The 23663-nt window shown below is 68.7% G+C and carries 17 protein-coding genes; 7 read left to right on the forward strand and 10 right to left on the reverse strand.

Features of this window, described 5'->3' with window-relative positions:
- Positions 1-41: 41 nt before the first annotated feature.
- The 5 genes from ABGB08_RS20130 to ABGB08_RS20150 all read right to left on the reverse strand — a co-directional run bounded on the left by ABGB08_RS20130 (position 42) and on the right by ABGB08_RS20150 (position 5458).
- The gene (locus ABGB08_RS20130) at positions 42-1364 is read right to left on the reverse strand and encodes an LLM class flavin-dependent oxidoreductase (protein WP_347592434.1); all 1323 of its coding nucleotides are present in this window, start codon (positions 1362-1364) and stop codon (positions 42-44) included.
- A complete protein-coding gene (locus tag ABGB08_RS20135) occupies positions 1361-2293 on the reverse strand; it encodes an ABC transporter permease (protein WP_347592436.1) in 933 nt (310 codons plus the stop codon). The genes ABGB08_RS20130 and ABGB08_RS20135 overlap by 4 nt, the downstream gene beginning before the upstream one ends.
- Entirely contained in the window at positions 2286-3083 is a 798-nt protein-coding gene (locus ABGB08_RS20140) for an ABC transporter ATP-binding protein (protein ID WP_347592438.1), read from the reverse strand. The genes ABGB08_RS20135 and ABGB08_RS20140 overlap by 8 nt, the downstream gene beginning before the upstream one ends.
- A complete protein-coding gene (locus ABGB08_RS20145) occupies positions 3080-4081 on the reverse strand; it encodes an ABC transporter substrate-binding protein (protein ID WP_347592440.1) in 1002 nt (333 codons plus the stop codon). The genes ABGB08_RS20140 and ABGB08_RS20145 overlap by 4 nt, the downstream gene beginning before the upstream one ends.
- Before the next feature lie 192 nt (positions 4082-4273).
- Complete coding sequence (locus ABGB08_RS20150) at positions 4274-5458, reverse strand: PP2C family protein-serine/threonine phosphatase (RefSeq protein ID WP_347592442.1); 1185 nt, start codon at positions 5456-5458, stop codon at positions 4274-4276.
- A 221-nt stretch (positions 5459-5679) separates the two neighbouring features.
- Between ABGB08_RS20150 and ABGB08_RS20155 the strand changes: the two genes are divergently transcribed.
- On the forward strand, positions 5680-6879 hold the full coding sequence (locus ABGB08_RS20155; RefSeq protein ID WP_347592444.1) for a UDP-N-acetylglucosamine--N-acetylmuramyl-(pentapeptide) pyrophosphoryl-undecaprenol N-acetylglucosamine transferase: 1200 nt from the start codon (positions 5680-5682) through the stop codon (positions 6877-6879).
- 219 nt (positions 6880-7098) lie between these two features.
- Here the strand turns inward: ABGB08_RS20155 and ABGB08_RS20160 are convergent, their stop codons facing one another.
- Together ABGB08_RS20160 and ABGB08_RS20165 are read right to left on the reverse strand one after the other, a co-directional pair.
- Positions 7099-11061, reverse strand: coding sequence for a ThuA domain-containing protein (locus ABGB08_RS20160; protein WP_347592446.1), 3963 nt, complete (start codon positions 11059-11061; stop codon positions 7099-7101).
- Between the two features lie 167 nt (positions 11062-11228).
- The gene (locus ABGB08_RS20165; RefSeq protein ID WP_347592611.1) at positions 11229-12398 is read right to left on the reverse strand and encodes an ROK family protein; all 1170 of its coding nucleotides are present in this window, start codon (positions 12396-12398) and stop codon (positions 11229-11231) included.
- Positions 12399-12514: 116 nt separating this feature from the next.
- Here ABGB08_RS20165 and ABGB08_RS20170 point away from each other — a divergent pair, with 116 nt between their 5' ends.
- From ABGB08_RS20170 to ABGB08_RS20195, 6 genes are all read left to right on the forward strand, one after another.
- A complete protein-coding gene (locus ABGB08_RS20170; RefSeq protein ID WP_347592448.1) occupies positions 12515-14047 on the forward strand; it encodes a sugar ABC transporter ATP-binding protein in 1533 nt (510 codons plus the stop codon).
- Positions 14048-14080: 33 nt separating this feature from the next.
- Positions 14081-15133, forward strand: a complete 1053-nt coding sequence (locus ABGB08_RS20175) for an ABC transporter permease (protein WP_347592450.1) — start codon at positions 14081-14083, stop codon at positions 15131-15133.
- 81 nt (positions 15134-15214) lie between these two features.
- Positions 15215-16279 carry a substrate-binding domain-containing protein gene (locus ABGB08_RS20180; protein ID WP_347592452.1) on the forward strand — a complete coding sequence of 355 codons (1065 nt, stop codon included), beginning with the start codon at positions 15215-15217 and terminating at the stop codon, positions 16277-16279.
- Positions 16276-17442: a Gfo/Idh/MocA family oxidoreductase gene (locus ABGB08_RS20185; protein WP_347592454.1), complete on the forward strand. Its 1167-nt coding sequence runs from the start codon at positions 16276-16278 to the stop codon at positions 17440-17442. The genes ABGB08_RS20180 and ABGB08_RS20185 overlap by 4 nt, the downstream gene beginning before the upstream one ends.
- Positions 17443-17605: 163 nt before the next feature.
- A complete protein-coding gene (locus tag ABGB08_RS20190) occupies positions 17606-18610 on the forward strand; it encodes a sugar phosphate isomerase/epimerase (protein WP_155345254.1) in 1005 nt (334 codons plus the stop codon).
- Between the two features lie 190 nt (positions 18611-18800).
- Positions 18801-20498, forward strand: a complete 1698-nt coding sequence (locus ABGB08_RS20195) for a hypothetical protein (protein ID WP_347592456.1) — start codon at positions 18801-18803, stop codon at positions 20496-20498.
- A gap of 114 nt (positions 20499-20612) precedes the next feature.
- On the opposite strand, the gene ABGB08_RS20200 is transcribed toward ABGB08_RS20195, so the two are convergent.
- The 3 genes from ABGB08_RS20200 to ABGB08_RS20210 all read right to left on the reverse strand — a co-directional run bounded on the left by ABGB08_RS20200 (position 20613) and on the right by ABGB08_RS20210 (position 23633).
- Positions 20613-21413, reverse strand: a complete 801-nt coding sequence (locus ABGB08_RS20200) for a nucleotidyl transferase AbiEii/AbiGii toxin family protein (protein ID WP_347592458.1) — start codon at positions 21411-21413, stop codon at positions 20613-20615.
- Positions 21414-21422: 9 nt separating this feature from the next.
- Positions 21423-22067 (reverse strand): type IV toxin-antitoxin system AbiEi family antitoxin, encoded by a 645-nt coding sequence (locus ABGB08_RS20205; protein ID WP_347592460.1) that lies wholly within the window; start codon positions 22065-22067, stop codon positions 21423-21425.
- Between the two features lie 480 nt (positions 22068-22547).
- Entirely contained in the window at positions 22548-23633 is a 1086-nt protein-coding gene (locus tag ABGB08_RS20210) for a Zn-dependent alcohol dehydrogenase (RefSeq protein ID WP_347592462.1), read from the reverse strand.
- Between the last annotated feature and the right edge of the window lie 30 nt (positions 23634-23663).

Below are 23663 nucleotides of genomic sequence, written 5' to 3' on the forward strand. Positions count from 1 at the left end.
GGAGCCGCTGCGCGGGTTGCCGACCACGGTCACGATGCTCATCAGACCACCGCCAGTTCCGCGTAACGGTTCGCCGGACGGGCCAGGCCGTAGTTCTCGCGGAGCGTACGGCCCTCGTATTCGTACCGGAACAGACCACGCGCCTGGAGCACGGGCACGACATGATCGACGAAGTCGGCCAGCCCGCTGGGGAGCACCGGCGGCATGATGTTGAAGCCGTCGGCCGCGCCCTGCTCGAACCATTCCTGGATCTGATCGGCGATCAGCTCCGGGGTCCCGGCCAGGACACGATGCCCGCGCCCACCCGCCAATCGGGCGATCAGCTGCCGAAGAGTGAGATTGTCCCGCGAAGCCAGATCGAGCACCAACTTGACCCGGCTCTGCTGCCCCTCGGTTTCTGGTGATATTTCCGGCAACGGTTCGTCCAGCGGATGGTCGGACAGATCGACCCCGAGAATGGTGGACAGCTGCGCCACGCCGTACGCCGGAATGATCAGCTCCTCGAGTTCGCGCTCCAACCGAAGTGCTTCCCGCTCGGTGCTCCCGATGATGGGCGAAATACCAGGAAGAATCACGATGTCCTCAGGCCTGCGTCCGGCGGCGATCGCCCGAGCCTTGATGTCCGCGTAGAACTCCTGCCCTTCGGCCAGGGTCTGCTGCGCGGTGAAGACGGCCTCCGCATGCCGGGCGGCGAAATCCTTGCCGTCCGGCGAGGACCCCGCCTGCACGATCAGCGGGTGCCCCTGCGGCGGCCGCTGGGTGTTGAGCGGACCCTTGACGGCGAAATGCGGCCCGGAATGCTCGACCGCGTGAATCTTGTCGGTATCGGCGTAGATGCCGCTCTCCCGATCCTTGACGACCGCATCGTCCTCCCAGCTGTCCCACAATTTGGTGACCACATCGAGGAACTCATCGGCACGCGCGTATCGATCCCGATGCGCCGGTCGTTCGATCCCGAAATTGTGGGCTTCGGCCTCGCTCGCCGAGGTGACGATGTTCCACCCGGCCCGCCCGTTGCTGATGTGATCCAGCGACGCGAACTTGCGCGCCAGATGGAACGGCTCGTTGTAGGTCGTGGACGCGGTCGCGATCAGCCCGACGTGCTCGGTGACGGCGGCGATGGCCGACAGCAGCGTCAGCGGCTCCAGCCCGCCGAGCGCGTTGTGCCGGACATTTCCCCACAAGGCAACCCCGTCGGCCAGGAAGACCGAATCGAGCTTCCCCCGCTCGGCGATCCTGGCCAGGTTCTGGAAGTGTTTGACATCGGTGACCAGCGCGGGTTCGGTCCGAGGATGCCGCCAGGCCGCCTCGTGGTGACCCACACCCATCAGGAACGCGTTGAGATGAAGCCGGCGGGGGCTCACGTCGTCCTCCAGGTCGAGAAGCGCCGCTCCAACGTGACGAGCAGCTGGTTGAACAACAATCCGAGCAAGGAAATGGTGATGATTCCGGCGTACATGTCCGGGATGCGGAAGTTGAACTGAGCGGCGTTGATCAGGTAGCCGAGGCCCGCTTTCGCCCCGACCATCTCGGCGAAGAGCAGCACGAGAATCGAGTACGCCCCGGCCAGCCGAACCCCCGTGAAGATGGTCGGAACGGCGGCCGGAAGGATCACTTTCTGGAAGAGCCGCAGCGGCCCCAGGCCCATCGACCGCGCGGATTTGATCAGGAGCGCGTCGACGGTCTTCACACCGCTGATCGTGTTGAGCAGGATCGGCCAGGCGCAGGCGTACAGGACGAAGGTGATTTTCGCGGTCTCGCCCAGGCCGAGGATCAGCGTGAACACCGGCAGCAGGGCGACCGCGCTGGTGTTCCGGAAGAGTTCGAGCAGAGGCGTGAGGAAGTCGGCGACCGGTTTGTACCAGCCGATCAGCAGCCCGAGCGGGATCACGGTGACGATCGCCAGCACGAATCCGGCCAGCGACCGCCCGAGCGAGGCGCCCACGTGCTCGCCGAGTTCGCCCTTGAGAGCCAGGTCATACCAGGCGCTCACCACCTCGGACAGCGGCGGCAGGAACACCCGGTCGACGACGCCCAGGCGCGGCAACGTCTCCCAGACGACCAGCAACAGCGCCACGGCGGCCGACCGCCGTCCCAGCGAGCTGACCTTCCGGATCACTCGCCTGAGGCGGGTGTCACCAGAGACCGGCGTCCCTTCCGGCTCGGCCTCCTCCGCTGGATCCGCGTCATCGTCAGGCAGGTCGTACCAGTGCACGTCCCCGGGAAATTGCTCGGATTTTTCGGGACTCGGGGTGGATTCTGTGGCGAGGGCGGTGCCCTTGTTGTCAGCCAACGGAGAGCACCTCGTCCCGGCGGGCCGCGGCGACCTCGTCGCGCAGCAGCGTCCAGATGTGATGGCGGTATTCACCGAATCGCGGATCAGCGCGCAGATCCCCGGCCCGGGAGTCGAACGTGACGTCGATGATCTGCTTGATCCGCCCCGGCCGCGAGGTCATGATCGCCACCCGCTGCCCCAGGTACACGGCCTCGTCGATGCCGTGCGTGATGAAGACGATGGTCTTGCCGGTCTTCTCCCAGATGCTCAGCAGCTCTTCCTGCAGCGACTCCCGCGTCTGCGCGTCGAGCGCCGCGAACGGCTCGTCCATCAGCAGCACCTCGGGATCGAACGCGAGGCTGCGCGCGATGGCCACCCGCTGCCGCATCCCCCCGGAAAGCTCATGCGGATACCGATCTGCGAACCCGCCCAACCCGACCAGATCGAGAAAGTGCCGCGCCCGCTCCTCCCGCTCCTTCCCCGGTACGGCTTTCGCCTCCAACCCGAACTCGATGTTGGCCTGCGCCGTACGCCAGGGAAACAGCGCGTACTGCTGAAAGACGACGCCACGATCGAGCCCGGGCCCGTTGATCGGCCGGCCGTCCAGCTGCAGCGTCCCGCTCGTCGGCGTGGTCAGCCCCGCGATCAGATCGAGCAGCGTCGACTTGCCGCAGCCGCTGGGCCCGACCAGGGTGAGGAACTCCCCGGCCCGGACATCCAGATCTATCCCCTCAAGCGCGGCGAACGGCCGCCCCTCGCCGCGCACCTGAAAGGCCTTCCCCACACCCCGGATCGTGATCTTGTTCACTTGACGCTCCCGGTCGCGTACGGATTGAACTGGTTGGTGTACACATCGCCGACCTTCACCTGACCCGGCTTGAGCTCACCCTCACGCTCCAGCCAGTCGATCCACGTCTGGAACTCCCGGTCGGCGATCAGGCCGCCCTTGGAGGAGACGCCGAAGCTCTTCCAGTACCCGATGGCCGAGACGTCCTCATTCCGCCCACGCCTAGCCGCGATATCCCGAAATTTCGCGATAATTTCGTCGCGGCTGTGCTCGCGGGTCCACTCGATCGCCTTCGCGACGCCTTCGCCGAACTTCTTGGCCGCCACCGGATTCTGCGCGATGAAGTCCTCGCGCAGCACGTACGTCCCGGCGTTGAAGGGCCCGAGCAGTTCGGTGTCGCTGAACAGCAGCCGGATGCCACCCCGCTCCAGCGCCTTGTCCCGCAGCACGCCGGTCAGCGCGCCCACGTCGATCTGCCCGCCACGCAGCCCCTGCTCAGTGTTGACCGGCGGCACCACCACCAGCTCGACCTGCTTGACCTCCTCAGGCGTGAGCCCACCCCGCTTGAGATACTCCTTGATCACCGCCTCGGCATGCGCCCCGAGCGTATTGACGCCGATCTTCTTCCCGAGAAGATCCCGCGGACCCTTGATCGGACTGTCCTCCGTCACCCAGAACCCGCTGAAGGTGTCCTGGTCACTGCCGTAATAACTGACGACCGCCTTGATCGGCGCCCCACTGGCCCGAAGCTTGACGACCGCCCCATTGAACGCGCCGCCAAAATCCGTTTCCCCGGTCGCCGCCGACTGAATATCCTGCGGCCCGCTGATCGTGTTGCCGATCCACTTGAGCTTGATGGGAGCGAGATAGCCGAGCTCCTCGGCCAACTCGGGAAGGGTAACGGCCCCGACACTGCCCTGATACCGCAGCTCGGTGACCTCGTCTCCGCCGGAACTCCCGCACCCCGCGAGGGCCACGGCTAAGACTCCGGACACAAGGACTTTCCTGAAGTTGTTCATTTGGGTTTCCTGTACGCACGCGATTGAAGGGGGTCGGAGCGATCAGTCGCGGCGGCAACACTGGGCGCTGGCGACGTGCCCGTGATCCACGTGCACACGCCGCGTCAGGTACAGGTCCTTGCTCATACTCAGCACGCTAACCAGCGGCCTGCGCTAAGTCAATATTTCCTACCTGATATGAGGGAAATACCATCACACGGGAGAAGCCAGCGGCTCGGCCGCGATCCCGTGCCATTCGGTCAGCAACACGGTGGCATCGTCGTTCAGCTGGCCGTCATGGTAGGCGAGGATGCTGGTGATCAGGCGGCGCAGGGTCTCCGGCACCGGCAGGCCGGCACTGGTGTGCTTGATGATGAAGTCCACGAAACGCGCCAGCCCGAACTCGCGGCCCTGCGCGGCGCCCGCCTCGACGATGCCGTCGGTGTAGATCAGCAGCCGGTCACCGGGCTCCAGCTGCTCCGTGCACACCGTGACGGGCACGCCCAGGTCCAGGCCGAGCGGATGGGCCGCCGAGCAGTCCAGCGAGGTGCTCCACCGCCCGCTGCGGATCAGCACCGGCGGCGGATGGCCACGGCTGATCCAGGTGAGCTGCCCGGTGCGCAGGTCGAGCTCGGCGATGACCGCGGTGACGAACCGGGTGCCCGGCCCGAACTCGCTGATCAGGGTGCGTTCGATCGCCTCGCTGTTGGCGGCCGGGTCCATACCCTGGCGACGATGGTTCCGGCAGGCGGCCATGGCCAGACTCGCGGTCAGCCCCGCCGAGACGTCGTGGCCCATCGCGTCGAAGACCGCCAGGTGCATCGTGTCACCGGACAGGGCGTAGTCGAAGACGTCCCCGCCGACCTCGTAGGCCGGCTCGATGACCCCGCTGACCGTCACCTCCGGGGTGGCGAACGTGAGCGGGGGAACCAACCGCCACTGCATCTCGGCGGCCACGTTCATCGCCCGGGTTCGCACCAGCCGGGCATAGGTGTCGCTGTGCGCGCGCTGGCTGACCAGCAGCAGCGCCACCAGCGCCGCCAGGTACCTGGCGGCATCCGGCAGTTCCGCCCCGGCGGCGGTCACCCGCATCACGCCTAGCCGTTCCGTCCCGTCAAGCAGCGGCACCCACCAGTGCTGCCGCTCCCCGCCGCCGTTCTGCGGCAGCGCCCTGACCTCCTGGAACGCGCGCCCGGCCAGGGTGGCATCGATCCGCAACTCGGCGCTCTGCCCCTCCGCGGCGAGGGCGGGCGTGCCGGAAGCCGCCAGCAGGCTCAGGACGGCCTGCTGAAGGTCGGCCAGATAGATCAGCGCCCCACCAAGATCCGCCTGGGCCCCATATTCGGCCACCAGCTCAGGCAGCCGCTCCAGCGAGATCAGATGGCTGGCATCCAGCAACCCCGTCAGCATACGTTCCAGCCCAGCCATGGCCTCAGCCCCCGCCCGGCCTAGTACCGCACCCGTCCGACCTCCATCATCTCCCACCGCCCCCCGGACGCTCACGACCGGCTCGACCATCCTGCGTACAAGGAAAGCCGGGTAGCCCGACGTGCCTGCTATCGTCCGTAACTCGCTCTGTTCCTAGGCGTGGTTCGCTTCAATCAGACAGGACGCCCTCCATGTCCCGCGACGCCCTCAGCGGTCCGCCGCCCCGCGCTGACCGGCCGCTTCGCCTGATCGTGACAGGCGGCGGCACCGGCGGCCACACCTACCCCGCGCTGACCGTCGTGCGGACCCTGCAGGCCCGCCTTGCCGCCGAAGGGCAGGAGCTCACGGTGATCTGGGTCGGCACGCACGGTGGCCTGGAGGCCCGGGTCGCCGTCGAACAGCGCATCCCCTTCGCCGCGGTAGCCACCGGCAAGATCCGCCGCTCCGCGAACCCTCTCAAGCTCGTCTCCCCATCGAACATCAAGGACATGGGACGCGTCCCACTCGGGGTCGCCCAGGCCCGCCGTATCATCGCCGGCTTCGGCCCGGACGTCGTGCTCGCCACGGGCGGCTATGTCGCCATCCCCGTCGGCCTGGCCGCGAAGATGTGCGGCCGCCCCCTGGTCGTGCACGAGCAGACCGTACGGCTTGGCCTGGCCAACCGGATCCTGGCGCGGGCCGCCACCACCATGGCGGTCTCCGCACCGTCGACGCTGGACCTGATCCCCGAGTCGGTGACCGCCCGCGGAGCGGTCGTCGTCACCGGCAATCCCGTCCGCCCCGAACTACTGACCGGCCAGCCGAGCAGGGCGCTGGAGGCGCTGGGGCTGCACGCCTTCGACCTGTCCCTGCCCACGGTGTACGTCACGGGCGGAGCCCAGGGATCTCAGCAGATCAACACCCTCGTCCAAGCCGTCCTGCCGTGGCTGCTCGCCCACGCCAACGTCATCCACCAGGCCGGGACGGCAACCCTCGACGAAACCCGCCAGCGCGCCGCCACTCTCCCGCCCGAGCTGGCTGCCCGCTACCACCTGACCGCCTTCGTCGGGGCCGAACTTCCTGACGTGCTCGCGTTGGCCGATGTGCTGATCTCCCGCAGCGGTGCCGGGACGATCGCCGAGGTGACCGCGCTGGGCAAGGCCGCGGTATTCATCCCCCTCGCCAACTCCGCGGGTGGTGAGCAGGCACACAACGCCCGCCACCTCGCCGCCGTCGGCGCGGCCGTCGCGCTCCTTGACGAGGCCACCCCAGACGCCCTGCGCGAGGCGGTGGCCCCGCTGCTGGCCGACCCCGCCCTACGCGCGCAGATCGCCGACCGCGCGCGTGCCCAGGGCCGGCCGGACGCGGCCGAGCGGCTCGCCGACGTCGTCTTGTCCGCCGCCGGCCGGTAACGACGAAGGAGCCAGTGGTACGGCCCTGCGGGTCATCTCGGGATCGAAGGTCTTCTACGTCAAGCACGGCCCTCTCGCCAGGCCTGAGCACCTGCGACTGGACTGGCTGCACGGGCGCGTCCCCATCCCTGAGGTGGTTGCCTTCGAAGACCACCCCAGGACAGCCACTAAGCAAAGAGCCCCGGCCGTGGGGGGTGACCGGGGCTCTTGCGTCATCGGTCAGCTGCCATAGACCTCGAAGGCGAAGAGGGAGTAGCCCCAGGCCGTGGCTCTGGCGGTGCCGTTGATGCGGACGTATCTCGCGGAGTTCGACAAGCCGGTGTGGTCGTCGACGCCGCCGTTCTCACCGGTGACCGTCTTGATCGTCGACCAGGTCGTGCCGTTGGGGGAGGTCTGGATCTGGTAGGCCGAGCCGTAGGCCGCCTCCCAGGTCAGCCGTACCCTGCTGATGGTGTAGGTCTGGCCCAGGTCCACCTGGATCCACTGCGGGTCCGAGAAGGCGCTGGACCAGCGGGTGGTGGCCGAGGCGTCCACCGCGTTGGCGGCCGGGAACTCGGCGCTTTCGACGCTGGAGGCGACGGCGGGCTTGTTCAGGGCCACGTTGGTGGGAGCGGGCGGGCCGCCGGAGCCGTACACCTCGAACTCCCAGAGGGAGTAGCCCCACGCGGTGGCGCGGGTGGTGCCGAGGATCCGGACGTATCTCGCCGTTCCGGTCAGGCCGGTGTGGTCGTCGATGCCGCCGTTCTCGCCGGTGACCGTCTTGATCGTGCTGAACGTGGTGCCGTCGGCCGAGGTCTGGATCTGGTAGGCGGAGCCGTAGGCGGTCTCCCAGTTCAGGCGGACGCGGTTGATGCTGTAGGACTGGCCGAGATCGACCGTGATCGACTGCGGGTCGCTGAAGGCGCTGGCCCAGCGGGTGGTGGCGGAGCCGTCGACCGCGTTGGAGCCGACGTAGGCGGCCTCGGTGCTGGTGACCGTCACCGGCTTGTTCAGGGCCAGGTTGGTGCCGGTCGGGGGAGACGGCGACGGGGAGGGGGAAGGCGAAGGTGAGGGCGAGGGCGACACGACGGGGCCGGTGTTGAAGGTGAACTCGTCGATGTCGTACAGGCCGGAGCCGGTGCCCTTGAAGACCAGGAACAGTTCCTGGGTGCCCGCCGGTGGGGTGATCGTGCCGGTCACGTTCTGGAAGACCGCGTACCCGCCGGTGGCCGGAACCGTCGCCGAGCCGACCAGCTGGCCGGTCGGCGAGCCGACCCGGAACTCCAGCGTGTTGCCCGCCGTCGGGGCGCCGACCCGCGCGGTGAACGAGGTCACCCCGGTCAGGTTGTACGGCTTGAACGAGATCCAGTCGTTGTTCTCGATGAACCCGACCGCCCGGCCGCCGTTGGCCGAGGCCGGCGCGCTGATCTGCACGCCGCTCATCGCGCCGAAGTGCTCGGCCTGCCGGATCTTGGGCTGGATGATGGCCTGCGCGTGCGTGGTGAGCGCGCCCTGGCCGCCGCCGCCGTTGTCGGTGTATTCGGCGTCGATCACGCCGAAGATGTTGGCCGCCGTGTCGTGCTCGCCGTCGGCGGTGGTCTGCAGGGTGCCGGTGCAGCCGTTGGCGCTGGTCACCGGGTGGCCGTGCGAGTCGTGGCCGAGGATGTAGCTGACCTTCACCCGGGCGCAGTTGATCGTGCCGTCCTGTGGGTCGGTCACGGTCACCTGGAACGGGATGGCGTCGCCGAAGGAGAACACCCGGCCGTCCAGCGGCGCCTGGATGGTCACCGTCGGCGCGTTGTTGCCGACCGTGATGACCACGCTGGCCGTGCCGGTCTTCCCGGTGCTGTCCCGCGCGGTCAGCGTCGCGCTGTAGGTGCCGTTCGTGGTGTACGTGAAGGACGGGTTGGCCGCCGTCGAATCGGTGGAGCCGTTGCCGTCGAAGTCCCACGCGTAGGTGATCGGGTCACCGTCGGGGTCGACCGTGCCGGCCGAGGAGAACGTCACCGCGAGCGGCGCGAGCCCGGAGGTCCGGTTGGCGGTCACGACCGGCGCGGGGGCCTGGCCGTTGCGGGCGTACTCGATCCGGTAGAGGCCGGAGTTGGCGTCGCCGTTGAACCACCCGGTGCCGTAGTCCAGCACGTAGAGCGCGCCGTTCTTGCCGAACTCCATGTCCATGACCTGGGTGCCCGTCCACGGGAACGGGTTGATCGCGAGCGGCGCCCCGGCGCTGTCCACGACCACGTTCTTGATCCACCGGCGGCCGAACTCACCGGCGAAGAAGGTGCCGTCGTAGTAGCGCGGGAACGCGATCGGCGAGGTCGAGGCCGGGTCGTAGCGGTAGACCGGGCCGCCCATCGGCGACAGGCCGCCGCCGCCGAACTCGGGCGGGGTGGAGCCGGTGTAGGGGATCCAGCCGCGCTGCGACGGCGGCAGCGTGGTGATGCCGGAGTTGTTGGGTGAGTTGTTGGTCGGCCCGCCCGCGCAGTTGTACTTGGCGCCAGAAGGACCGGACGGGAAGGTGTACTTGTTGTACGCGTCGTTGAAGCTCGAGCAGTACGGCCAGCCATAGAACCCCGGCTGGGTGATCCGCGCGAACTCCACCTGCCCGGCCGGCCCCCGGTTCGGATCGGCGGTGCCCGCGTCAGGCCCGTAGTCGCCCAGGTAGACGATCCCGGTGCCCTTGTCGACGCTCATCCGGAACGGGTTGCGGAAGCCCATCGCGTAGATCTCGGGCCGCGTCTGCGCGGTCCCCGGCGCGAACATGTTGCCCGGCGGGATCGTGTAGGCCGGGCTCCCGGACGCGGTCGGCTTGATCCGCAGCACCTTGCCGCGCAGGTCGTTGCTGTTGGCCGAGGAGCGCTGCGCGTCGTAGGCCGGGTTGCGGCCGGCCCGCTCGTCGATCGGCGCGTATCCGGCCGAGTCGAACGGGTTGGTGTCGTCGCCGGTGGACAGGTAGAGGTTGCCCGCCGAGTCGAAGTCGATGTCGCCGCCGACGTGGCAGCACATGCCGCGGCTGGTGGGCACGTCGAGCACGGTCCGCTCGCTGGCGGGGTCGATCGTGTTGTCGGCCCGTACGGTGAACCGGGACAGGCGGTTGACCCCGTTGAACGGCGCGAAGTCGGCGGCGGTCCCGGTGCTGGGCGCGTCACCGCCCGGCGTGCTCAACGGCGGGGCGTAGAACAGGTAGATCCACCGGTTGGTGGCGTAGCCGGGGTCGGCCGCGATGCCCTGCAGGCCCTCCTCGTCGTGGCTGTAGACGGCGAGGGTCCCGGCGACCTTGGTGTTGCCGGCGTTGTCGGTGTAGCGGACCGTGCCGTTGCGCGCGGTGTGGAAGACCGCGCCGTCGGGCAGCACGGTCAGGCTCATCGGCTCGCCCACCTCGTCGACGCCCTTGGCCAGCGCGACCTGCTGGAAGTTGCTGTTGACGGTGCCGCCGCACTCCCCGGCCACGAATCCCGCGGCGGTCCTGATGCCGCCGAGCAGGTGCTGCCGGAAGTTGGCCTCGGCGTAGGACTCGTCGGTGTGGCCGCCGCCGGTGTACCAGGAGCGCCCGCCGTCGTAGTTGTGGCACCAGGCGATGGGGTGGTCGAAGCCGTTGCCGCCGCCGGTGTAGGTGGTCTCGTCCAGGGTGGCCAGCACGTGCACCTTGCCGCGCGGGTTGGCCTGGTAGTTGTACCACTCGTCGAACCGGCTCCAGCGCTGCGGCAGGTGCGCGGTGGACGGGTGGAAGCGGTCGGCGACCTTCACCGTGGCCTGCTGGGGGGCGGGGTGGGAGGCGAAGTAGGCGCCGACGAGCTGGCCGTACCAGGGCCAGTCGTATTCGGTGTCGGAGGCGGCGTGGATGCCGACGTAGCCGCCGCCGGCCTCGATGTAGCGCTCGAAGGCGGCCTGCTGGGTGGAGGGGAGCACGTCACCGGTGGTGGACAGCCAGATGACGGCCTTGAACCTGGCCAGGTTGGCGTCGGTGAACTGGGCCGCGTCCTCGGTGGCCTCGACCGCGAAGTTGTTGGCGGTGCCGAGCTGCTGGATCGCGGTGATGCCCGGGCCGATGGAGCTGTGCCGGAATCCGGCGGTCTTGGAGAAGACCAGGACGGTGAAGTCGGGAGCGGCGAAGGCGGGGGGAGAGGCGACGGTGATCCCGGCCACGATGAGTGACAGGGACAGGAGTAAGCGGGATAACAGGCGGGGCAATGGGCGCACGACGATCCTTTCGGAACCGGACGCGTGCGCCGAACGCGCCAATGAGGGAGCGCTCTCTTACCCTGGCCAAACGTGCCACGGCAGCCAGGATGAGGGCGTTCGCCCACATTGTTGCGACTATGTTGCCGATGCGTCAAGGGCCTGTTATCGCAGCTTAGAGAGCGCTCTCAGCTGTTGACGACCAGATCCACCGCCTCCGGCGCGAGCACCGCCTCGATGACCATGACCGCCGCTCCGATCACTCCCGCCCGGTCGCCCAGCTCGGTGGCCCTGATGCTCAGATGCTGGGTGGCCAGCGGCAGCGATCGGCTGTAGATGACCTCGCGGACCCCGGCCAGCACGTGCTCGCCCGCCTCCGCGATATCGCCGCCGATCACTATCACCGACGGGTTGAAGAAGTTCACGATGGAGGCCAGCACGTCGCCGATCTCCCGCCCGGCCTGCCGGATGAACTGCACGGCCTGGGTGTTCCCGGCCCGGACCAGGCCCACCACGTCCCGGCTGTTCTCGGCGTGGATCCCGGCGTTGCGCAGCTGCGAGGCGATGGAGGCCCCGCCCGCGACCGCCTCCAGGCAGCCGGCGTTGCCGCACCGGCAGATCACCTCGGCGGCCGAGGTGACCCGGATGTGCCCGATGTCGCCCGCGGCCCCTTGCGCGCCGCGATGCAGCCGCCGCTCGGAGATGATCCCGCAGCCGATGCCGGTGCCGATCTTCACGAAGACCAGATGCTCGACCTCGGGCCGGGCGGCCCAGTGCTCGCCCAGCGCCATGATGTTGACATCGTTGTCTACCAGAACCGGCGCGCCCAGCCGTGAGCCCAGCCACTCGGGCACGGGGAAGCCATCCCAGCCCGGCATTATCGGCGGGTTCACCGGCCGCCCGCTGATGTGCTCGACCGGCCCCGGCAGCCCCACGCCGACCCCGCACAGCTGCCCGCCGGTCTCGGCCAGCAGGTCCTTGAGCGTGTCGACCAGCCAGCCGAGCGTCTTCTCGGGGCCGCGGTCGATCGGCAGGTCGGCGGTCCGCTCGACCAGCACGTTGGAAGCGAGATCGGTGACCGCGACGCGGGCGTGGGTGGCCCCCAGATCGGCCGCCGCCACCACCCGGGCCCCCTGGTTGAAGGCGAAGGCGGTCGCGGGCCGCCCCCCGGAGGAGATCGCGTCCGTCGCGGGCACGATCCACTGGTGCGTCAGCAGCGCGTCCAGGCGCTGCGAGACCGTGGATCGGGCCAGCCCTGTCAGCTGCACGAGCTCGGCCCTGGTCCGGGCCTGGCCGTCCCGAAGGATCGAGAGCAACGCTCCCGCGCCGGTGACAGAACCGGTCGGCTCGCTCAGCATCCCCTGTGTCAACCTCGCCTCCTCTCGCCTAGTCGATGATTCCAGATCTCATTATGACATCATGCCATCGACTTTTGCTTGACCGTCAGCATAAGTCCTCTCTAGCATCCGGAAATATGGAAGACATAAGCCGGGAACAGACGGATAACCCCTCGCTGCTACTGATGCGCGGGATCGTCAAGCAGTTCCCCGGAGTTCGCGCCCTGGACGGCGTCGACCTCGACGTCCGGGCCGGCGAGGTGCACTGCCTCCTCGGCCAGAACGGCGCGGGCAAGTCAACCCTCATCAAGGTCCTCGCCGGAGCGCACCAGCCGGACAGCGGCGAGGTGCTCCTCGACGGCCAGCCCGTGCGGCTGGCCAACCCCACCGCCGCCATGCGACAGGGCATCTCCACCATCTACCAGGAGCTCGACCTGGTCGACGGCCTCAGCGTCGCGGAGAACATCTTCCTCGGCCACGAGCAGGCCACCTTCGGCTTCACCCGGCGCGGCGAGATGTTCGCCGCCACCCGCGAACTGCTCGCCAGGCTCGGCCATGGCGAGATCCGTCCCAGCACCGAAGTGGGCCGCCTGTCGCCCGCCGGCAAGCAGGTCGTCAGCATGGCGCGCGCCCTCTCCCACGAGGCACGCCTGATCGTCATGGACGAACCGTCGGCGGCGCTGGCCCACGACGAGGTGATGAACCTGTTCCGGATCATCCGGGAGCTCACCGGCCAGGGCGTCGCGGTGGTCTACATCTCGCACCGTCTCGAGGAGATCCGGGAGATCGGCGACCGGGTCACCGTGCTGAAGGACGGCAGAACCGTGGCGGTCGGCCTGCCCGCCCGTACCACGCCGACCGCCACCGTGGTCTCCCTGATGACCGGCCGCAACGTGGAGTACGTCTTCCCGCCCCGCCCCACCGGCGGCTTCGGGGACGAGGTGCTCCGGGTCGAGAACCTCACGGTTCCCGGCGTGGTGTCGGGCGTGTCGTTCACCGTACGGGCCGGGGAGATCGTCGGCCTGGCCGGTCTGGTCGGATCCGGACGCTCGGAGATCATGGAAGCCGTGTACGGCGCCCGCCGGGCCACCGGCACGGTGCTGCTCAACGGCAAGCAGGTCAAACTCGGCGACACCGCCAACTCGGTCCGCATCGGCATGGGCCTGGCCCCGGAAGAGCGTAAAGCTCAGGGCCTGCTCCTGGACCAGAGTGTGGCGCGCAACATCACGCTGGCCAGCCTGGGCCGCTACTCGCGGTTCGGCTGGCTCAACCGCAAACAGGAGAGCGACGAGGCCGAACGCCTGGTCAAGGCGCTCGACATCCGCCCGCCCGACCCCAACCGCCCGATCAAGACGCTCTCCGGCGGCAACCAGCAGAAGGCGGTGCTCGGCCGCTGGCTGGTCGAGGGGCGCAAGCTGCTGCTGCTGGACGAGCCCACCAGAGGCGTCGACGTGGGCGCCCGCGCCGAGCTCTACGCGCTGGTCAGAAGGCTGGCCGACGAAGGCGTCGGGGTCCTGCTCATCTCCAGCGAGGTGCCCGAGGTGCTCGGCCTGGCCGACCGGGTGCTGGTCGTCAGGGACGGCCGGATCATCCACGAGGCCCCCGCCACCGAGCTCGACGAGCACCACGTCCTCGACCTCGTCATGGACGCGACCCCGTCCCATGGCTGATATCGCTTACTTCCGACCTCAGGAGTTCGTCCGATGACCGAGGTGAATCCGCAGAAAGTCTCCGCGCCGGAGGCCGATGAACAGGCGCGGGTGGAGGCGGCCGCCGTCGCGCCTTCAGGGCCAGGGAACGGGCGCCTGGCCCTGGGCAGGATCGGCGAAGCCCGCCATCTCGGCCTCTTGATCGCGCTGGCCCTGCTGGCCGCGGTCGGCCTCATCACCGCCCCGGACACGTTCGCCACCACGTCCAACATGGTCAGCCTGCTGGCCCTGGCCTCCACCATCGGCGTCATCACCGTCGGCAGCACCTTCGTGATCATCGGCGGCGGCATCGACCTGTCGGTGGGCGCGATCATGGCGCTGGCCTCCGTGTGGGCGACCACGCTGGCCACCCAGCAGTACGGCCCGGTCGTGATGGCCATCTGCGCCATCCTGGTCGGCACCGGTGCCGGACTCGTGAACGGCTTCCTCATCTCGTACGGCCGGATGGTGCCCTTCATCGCCACCCTGGCCATGCTGGTGGCCGCCCGCGGCCTGGCCCAGCGCATGTCCGAGCGGCGCACCCAGCTGGTCAGCCAGGACAACAGCGCCTTGGTCGAACTGTCCACCACCCGGGTGCTCGGCCTGCCGCTGCTGGTCTACATCTTCGCCGTGGTCGTCATCATCGGCTGGCTCATCCTCAACCGCACCACCTTCGGCCGCCGGACGTACGCGGTGGGCGGCAACCCGGAGGCGGCCCGGCTGGCCGGTATCGACGTCCGCCGCCACACGATGCTGCTCTACGCCCTGTCCGGCCTGTGCTGCGGCATTGCGGCAGTGATCATCATGGCCCGCACGACCACCGGCTCCTCCACCCACGGCGACCTCTACGAGCTGGACGCGATCGCCGCCGTCATCATCGGCGGCACGCTCCTGACCGGCGGCCGCGGCACGATCATCGGCTCCATCCTGGGCCTGCTGATCTTCACCGTGATCACGAACCTGTTCATCCTGAACGGTCTCAACACCAGTGACCAGCTCATCGCGAAAGGCCTGATCATCATCGTCGCCGTGCTCCTGCAGCGACGCAGCCTCCAGACAGCCACTTAGCACCCCGCCATCGACGGGCCTAGGGATCCACCCGTGGCCCCGGTTCCTCACTGCCTGATTAATAACAAAAGGGAGAACACCATGGCCCAGAACCCGGGTCGCCGCGGATTCCTCGTCGGCGGAGCGGTCATCGGCGTCGGCGCCCTCGCGGCGGCGTGCACCAGCAACGAGCCGGCCCCGGCGGCCAGCGCCGCCGCCCCCACGGCCGCCGCGCCCGCCCCCACCGGCGGCAACGACGCCCCCGGCACCAAGGTCGTCATCGGCTTCTCGGCCCCCGCCGCCGACCACGGCTGGATCGCGGCCATCGCCAAGAACGCCGAGGCCGCGGCCAAGCAGTACAGCGATGTCGAGTTCAAGCCGGTCGAGCCGACCAACGACATCAACCAGCAGATCTCCGCCGTCGAGTCGCTGATCCAGCAGAAGGTCAACGTCATCGTCATGCTGCCGAACGACGGCCAGCAGCTCAACCAGGTGGCCCGCCAGGCCACCGACGCCGGCATCCCGGTCGTCAACCTGGACCGCATCTTCCCCGACAAGCTGTCCTACCGGACCTGGATCGGCGGCGACAACTACGGCATGGGCGTGGCGGCCGGCCACTACATCGGCAAGAAGCTCAAGGACGCCGGCACCAGCAACCCGGTCATCCTGGAGATCCAGGGCATCGCCACCCTGCCGCTCACCCAGGACCGCAGCAAGGGCTTCGAGGACGCGCTCAAGTCCTACGGCTTCAGCGTGACCGCCAAGCAGGACGCGCAGTTCACGGTGGAGTCCGGCACCGAGGTGGCGAGCAACCTGCTGCAGGCGCACGCCAAGATCGACGCCATCTGGAACCACGACGACGACCAGGGCATCGGCGTGCTGGCCGCCATCAAGGAGGCCAACCGCAGCGAGTTCTTCATGGTCGGCGGCGCCGGTTCCGCCAACGCCATGCGGGACATCCAGGCCGGCTCCAGCGTCCTTGAGGCCACCGTCACCTACAGCCCCACGATGGCCTCCTCGGCGATCAAGCTGGCCCGCCTGATCGCCCAGGGCAAGGGCATGAGCGACCTGCTGGAGAACCAGGTCCCGCAGTCCATCACGCTGGCCTCCGAGACCATCACCAAGGAGAACGTGGACCAGTACCTGCCGCTGGGCTTCGAGTCGTGAAGCAGCCAATCGGGGTCGGCATGGTGGGGTACGCGTTCATGGGACGCGTGCACTCCCAGGCCTGGCGCAGTGTCGGAGCCTTCTTCGACCTGCCCCTCTCGCCGTCCATGGCGGTGCTGTCCGGCCGATCGGCCGGCCGGACAGCGGACGCGGCCGAGTCCCTCGGCTGGGCCGCCGTCGAGACGGACTGGAAGGAGCTGGTCAAGCGCGACGACGTGCAGCTGGTCGACATCTGCACGCCGGGCGACTCGCACGCCGAGATCGCCATCGCCGCGCTGGAGGCCGGCAAGCACGTGCTCTGCGAGAAACCCCTCGCCAACACCGTGGAAGAGGCCGAGGCGATGGCCGCCGCGGCCCGGGCCGCCGCGGCCCGGGGCGTGCGTAGCATGGTCGCCTTCAACTACCGCCGGGTGCCGGCCATCGCGCTGGCCCGCCAGCTGGTGGCCGAGGGGCGGCTCGGCCAGATCCGGCACGTCCGGGCCCAGTACCTGCAGGACTGGATCGTCGATCCGCAGTTCCCGCTGGTCTGGCGGCTGCAGAAGGACAAGGCCGGGTCCGGCGCGCTGGGCGACATCGGCGCGCACATCGTGGACACCGCCCAGTTCATCCTGGGCGACCTGCTGACCGGCGTCTCGGCCCTCACCGAGACGTTCATCAAGGAGCGCCCGCTGGCCGACGCCTCGGCCGGGCTCTCCGCGGCGGGCAGCGGGGCGGCCACCGGCCCGGTCACGGTCGATGACGCCGCGCTGTTCACCGGCAGGTTCGCGGGCGGGGCGGTGGCCTCCTTCGAGGCCACCCGGTTCGCCACCGGCCGCAAGAACGCGCTGCGCATCGAGGTCAACGGTTCGCTCGGCAGCATCGCCTTCGACTTCGAGGAGATGAACGAGCTGTGGTTCTACGACCACACGCTCCCGCCCGAGGAAGGCGGCTTCCGGCGTGTCCTGGTGACCGAGGGCGGGCATCCCTACGCGGGAGCCTACTGGCCGCCCGGCCACGGCCTCGGCTACGAGAACACCTTCACCAACGAGATCAAGGACTTCCTGGAGGCCATCGCGGGCGGATATGACCCGACGCCGTCCTTCGAGGATGGCCTGCAGGTGCAGCGCGTGCTCGCGGCGGTCGAGCGCAGCGCGGCAGAAGAGAGCAGATGGACCGCCATTTGAGCTCGGGGGAGCGCCCCCGGCAAGCCGCCCGGAACGCGTCCTGGTCAGGGCGTCCGATTCCACGCTGCGCCGAAGCGCGGAAACGGGCGGGTGCCACCCGACCTGACCGGGCGGCTTGCCGGGGGCGGCTGTACTGCCCCCTTAACTGCAAAGGAGAAGTGGGATGACGCGACCGATCACTCTGTTCACCGGCCAGTGGGCCGATCTGCCCTTCGACGAGGTGTGCCGGCTGGCCGCCGAGTGGGGGTACGACGGCCTGGAGATCGCCTGCTGGGGCGACCACTTCGAGGTGGACCGGGCGCTCGCCGAGCCCGACTATGTCACCCGCAAGCTGGAGACCCTGGACAAGCACAACCTCAAGGTCTGGACCATCTCCAACCACCTCGTCGGCCAGGCCGTCTGCGACAGCCCGATCGACGAGCGGCACAAGGGCATCCTGCCCGGGCGCCTGTGGTCCGACGACGCCGAGACGGTGCGCCGCAACGCCGCCGAGGAGCTCAAGAACACCGCCCGCGCGGCGGCCAAGCTGGGCGTCTCCACCGTGGTCGGGTTCACCGGCTCGTCGATCTGGCACACCCTCGCGATGTTCCCGCCGGCCTCGGCGGCGATGATCGAGGCGGGCTACCAGGACTTCGCCGACCGGTTCAACCCGATCCTGGACGTCTTCGAAGCCGAAGGCGTGCGGTTCGCGCACGAGGTGCACCCCAGCGAGATCGCCTACGACTACTACACGACCGTGAAGACGCTGGAGGCCATCGGCCACCGCGCGTCGTTCGGCCTCAACTGGGACCCCTCGCACATGGTCTGGCAGGGCCTGGACCCGGCGAACTTCATCCTCGACTTCGCCGACCGGATCTACCACGTCGACTGCAAGGACGCCAAGGTCCGCACCCCCGACGGCCGCCGCGGCCGCCTCGCCTCGCATCTGCCCTGGGCGGACCTGCGCCGCGGCTGGGACTTCGTCTCGACCGGCCACGGCGACGTGCCCTGGGAGGACTGCTTCCGCGCGCTCAACGCGATCGGCTACGACGGCCCGATCTCGATCGAGTGGGAGGACGCGGGCATGGACCGGCTGGAGGGCGCGCCCGAGGCCCTCGGCTACATCACCCGCCTCAACCGGATCACCCCGCCGACGGCGTCCTTCGACGCCGCCTTCTCGTCGGAGTGACCACTTTTGTGATCCCATAGACGGGTACGGCCTGCGCCTCAGGTCAGGGACGCAGGCCGTACTTACCAGGCTCAACCGGATGTCCGCCTCGTCAGGGGATGTTCAGACGCTCTGCTGCAGTCCAGTCTGGGTGCTCCGCGGTGCATCGTCGCGCCAAGATTTCCTCCTATGCTCCGGTATCGTCCCGCTCATGCCCGATGCACTGTCGCTGAAGCGGTTCCTGGCCGAGTTGGATTCCCTGCTCTCTCCGCTGGACGAGAAGAAGCTTCGATCGGTGTTCACCGGATACGCCAGCGGCCTGCCAGCGAGCGCGCGGACGGAGTTCCTGGGCCATCTACGCGGCTTGTGCGCATCGGCCCCGCCCGCCCAGCAGCGGGATGCAGACCTGATCGCCGAGATCGAGTCCTTCATCGCCGCCGTGGAGTCTGGGAAGTACTACGACGGCTGGGGCTGGGATCCCGAACTGCGCCACGAACGAGCATTCGGCGACGAGTCCTGGGTCCCACGAATGGACACTCTGTTCACCGGGGCGGCGACCGCGTTCCTCGACAGTCGGCACGACCTTTCCGCCGCAGCTCACCGGTTACTGTTCGGCGCGCTGGCCCTCGACGGTGACGAACCGGTGTTCAGCTACGAATTCTCCCCCGCCGAGTCGCTGACGACAGATCTGGTGGAGGCCGGCGCCCGCTGGCTGCGCTCGCTCTACGAGCTTGCCGCCGACCCTGGCGAGGCTGCGGAGGTCATGGCGGAGACCTGGCTGGAGCTCTTGCCGCACGGAGCGCGGCCGAGCTCCTTGCTGGCCGTACGAGAAACACTGCCTACGGAACCGGCGAATCTCGAGGTCTTCTATCCACGCTGGAGCCAGGAGTTGGTTGAGCGATCCGGCGGTCACGATCCGCTGTGTGGCCGTCTCCTGCGCGAGGTTGCAACGGCAACCGGAAACGTGAACGCGCTGATCGAGGCCGCCCGGAAGCCGGGACTCGGGCAGCCCCATGCCTATCTCGACCTCGTCGACGCCTTGCGTGATCACGGCGATGAGGAGGCAGCGTTGGACATCTGTCGTGAAGGGCTCGGTCTGCTGTCCGGCGGGGACCGCAGCGGGTGGACCGCCTACCAGTGGGCGCCGCTCGCCGAAACAGCGGCCGACCTCGCCTACGGGAAGGAAGCCGTTGAATTCCGCATCCAGGCCTTCACGCTGGCCACCTCCACGCGGCGCCTGGTCGCCCTCCACCGGGCCGCCGAAGCGCAGCACTCCGGCTCGGGCGGGCAAGTGGCAGGGGAAGCGGCTGACCGTCTGGCCGCAGGTGCTCCAGGGCTGGCCCATCACCATCTGGCCAACTTCCGCGCCCAAGCGTTGCTGCTGGCAGGTCGGGTCGATGACGCGCTGAGCCTCCTACCCACGGCCAACGCGGTGGCCAACGGTGCCGCGAACACCACTTTGACCGTTCTGCCGTACGTGTTGGCCGCTTCCTGCGGCGCGGTGGCGCACCGCGACTGGGAGAACACGGTGCTGCACGCGATGCTGGCCGCGACCGCAGATGCCGGGCACAGCGTCTTCTATGGCGACGATTACCGCGCCGACGACGCCGAAACGCTCTCCCACCTGCTGGAACGAGCACTCCGCGAGCAGATCAGCACCGCGCCTGAACGTACCGCGTGGCTGCGCACCGCCCATGGCGTCATCGACCGCTGGATACGCACGACCCTGAACGGCAAGCAGAGAGCGCTCTACGGCGACGCCGCCCGCCTGGCCGCGGCACTCACCGAAACCGGGATCATCCTCGACGGTGAGAGCGTCTACCTCGGCGGTGTGATCGACACCTATCGCCGCTACGTCGCCTTCCGCCGCGAAGCCGACAAGGTGCGGAGGGAATCCGTGTTGCTGTAGCAGCCGCGTGTTCTCTCCTTGGCAGATTCAGGTGAGACATGAGGAGGAACCCCTCCAGACCCCGAGATCTGGACTTCGAATAGGCCGCAGGGGCGTACGGTCCTCGGTGAGGCATCAGGTGAAGGAATCCCGTGATGAGGGCCAGCCCAGCAGGGCTGCGTAGGTGCCCCGGATGTCGGCAAGGCATTCTGCAGGGGAGGGCAGGTGAGCGGTCTGGTGAGCGAGTTGTGCCTCCCAGTCCCCCGCAGGGCGGGACTGGAACAAAGCCGGGCTGACCGAATAGCCGATCATGTCGCGAAACAGGGCCGACGAGGCTTCCGTGATCTTCTCGGCCCGGGCAAGAGCCGCTAGGTCGTAAAGATCTCGCGCAGCGCGCCGATCCGCCCAGGCGGCAAGTTTCATCGCCGTGAAGGCATCCACGGTGGGCACTCGCAGCCGCGTGGGTCCCACATCGGAGTACCGGACGTGGATCTCGCGCTGCTCGGTGGGCCAGCGGGTCCACTCCCGGTGCGCGTTGCCGGTGTCGAGCAGCTGAATCCTCAGGCGGAGCCCGTCGGCGGTGACCAGCTGCGCCGGGTCGATCGCACTGCGAACGGCGGTCAGGGCGGGTTCCCAGCGCGTACGGGGAAACTCGCGGCGCAGTGCCCTGGGCAGTTGGGTTTCCAGGAACGCGGCGACGGTGGCGCGGTTGTCGGTCCACAGGTCGATGTCCTCCGACAGGCGTCCACCGTCGGCGGGGTTAGGCAGATGGGTGCGGGCCAAGGCGGTGCCACCGAAGAAGACGAGTGTGTCGCATGGGCCGTCGAGGTGGGCGAGGGCAGCGAGGACGTGGCTGATCAGGTGGTCACGGCGGACCTGAGGTTCAGCGACGCCAAACGCGGCTGTGACGGCGGCCAGTTCACCGGGTTCGAGCACGGTCACTCCTCATGAGGTTTGGTCCAAAAGCGGCTGGAGGCTGCGCAGTGCTCCCGGACGGCGCTGCGCGACCGCGAGTTCGGTCAGCGAGGCGATGTCGGCGCGGGCGGCAAGCTGGCGGATGGCCTGCCGTACCTCTTCCTCGGGTAGACCGCCGAGTCCTGGACGGGTGGCCAGGTCCAAGAGAGTTTGCTCGACCGTGGTGACCCAGCCGCTGGTCAGCTCGGTATCGACGCGTTCCACGTCCAGCAGGGAACAATCGCGCCGGGAGAAGACGACACGACCGACCGCAGTGTTCAGCAAGGGCCGTTGTTTGGGGATGGCGACGATCGCAATGGCCAGAGCGCGCGGTATCGCACCGTGATACCGGGCGGCCGACAGGCCCATCAGCGCCACCACGTCCCGACCGTAGTCGGTTTGGGCGATGCCCAGGGCGGCCGCCTCCAACTCCGGGCGCCAGTCTGGATCGCCCAGCCGGACGCGGGGAACCAGCGCCAGGTATCCCGGCGCGAGACGGATCGCCGCCCCGGTCCGCGCGAGGCGGGCCAACTCGGGGCGGGGGTGGGCGTACACGTCCTGGGCGTCGCGGGGGCGCAGTACCTGGTTCGCGCGCCGCGCCAGCGCGGGTGGAACCCCGATTGCTGTGCGGATCATGATGACCTCCGTAGGGTAAGACCCTACGTTGATATTATCAATCGATGTCCCTGCGAAGAACTCTGTCCGGAGACTTGCCAGGTGCCTTGGGTGCGGGTATAGCGGAGGGGCAGACAGGCCGCGATCATCGCCCCCTGCCTGCGTGCGTACCAGGCGGCGGCACGCGCGCTCCTGGAGGAGAGCACGGCTACCGCGGCGCGCTCACGAGGCTGGCATACAAGCAGCGCGAAGCACTGTCGGCTCTAGTGGCCTCCTCTGGTCTGAGGGCCGGAAGCATGTCGTCACCACTGCTCAATTCGCTCATCAGCTCGACAAAGGTCGCTGAAGCGGCACTGACGGAGTGCGACGTGTAGCTGGCGCCAGACCTCGTCTCTAGCGATAGTGGAACCTTCTTCCAGGGCGCCTTCGCCCGTAATTCAGCCAGGCCCGCAAGGTCCTCCCGAGCCGTGCGGGCCCAGCTCATCGAGCAGCCCCAGAGTGTCAGTCGATGACGACGATCTGGCGGAGGACTTCGCCGCTCTTGAGGTTGGTTACGGCGTCGTTGAGGTCGGTTAGGCGGATCCTGGAGCTGATCATGCTGTCCAGGTCGAGTTTGCCCGCCTGGTAGAGGCTCGCGAAGAACGGGAAGTCGCGGCGGACGTCGGAGCCGCCGTACAGCGAGCTGAGCAGGTTCTTGCCCTCGAAGAGCAGGCTGAAGGCGGTCAGGGGGACCGTGTCGTCCATCGCGCCGGCGCCGACCACGATCACGTCGCCGCCGCGGCGGGTGGCCTGCCAGGCGGTCATGATGGCCTGGGACTTGCCGACGACCTCGAAGCCGTAGTCGAAGCCCTGGCCGCCGGTGAGCGTGGCGATCGTGTCCATCAGCTGGTCGGGGGTGCAGGCGTGGGTGGCGCCGACCTTCTTGGCCAGGTCGTGCTTGGACTCCAGGGGGTCGATGGCCAGGATCGTGGTCGCGCCGGAGAGGCGGGCGCCCTGGATCACCGACAGGCCGACGCCGCCGCAGCCGACCACGGCCACCGTCGAGCCGGGCCTGACCTTGGCGGTGTTGAGGACGGCGCCGACGCCGGTGGTGATGCCGCAGCCGATCAGGGCCGCCGCCTCGTACGGAACCTCCGGGTCGACCTTGATCGCGCCCTGCCAGGGGACCACGATCTCCTCGGCCCAGGTGCCGCAGCCGGCCATGCCGAAGGCCTGCTTGTCGCCGTCGAACCGGAATCCGGCGTGGGAGAAACTCCGCAGGACGTACGTCATGCACAGGAACGGCTGGCCGCGCACGCAGCTGGGGCAGGTGCCGCAGGCGGGGGTCCAGTTGATGATGACGTGGTCGCCGGGGGCGACCGTGGTGACGTGGTCGCCGACCTCCAGCACCTCGCCCGCGCCCTCGTGACCGGGGATCAGCGGCAGCGGCATCGGGAGCACGCCCGACATCGCCGACAGGTCGGAATGGCAGACCCCGGTGGCCCGGATCCGGACCCGCACGTCGGCGGGGCCGACCGGCGCCGGCGCGAGATCGTCGCGGATGTCGAGCTTGTCGTCGCCGACCGCGTGCAGCAGTGCGCCGCGCATGGAACCTCCTGAGTGGATTAGTCCCCCGGA

This window comes from Acrocarpospora sp. B8E8 (assembly GCF_039871605.1).
In the GTDB taxonomy this organism is placed as follows: domain Bacteria; phylum Actinomycetota; class Actinomycetes; order Streptosporangiales; family Streptosporangiaceae; genus Acrocarpospora; species Acrocarpospora macrocephala.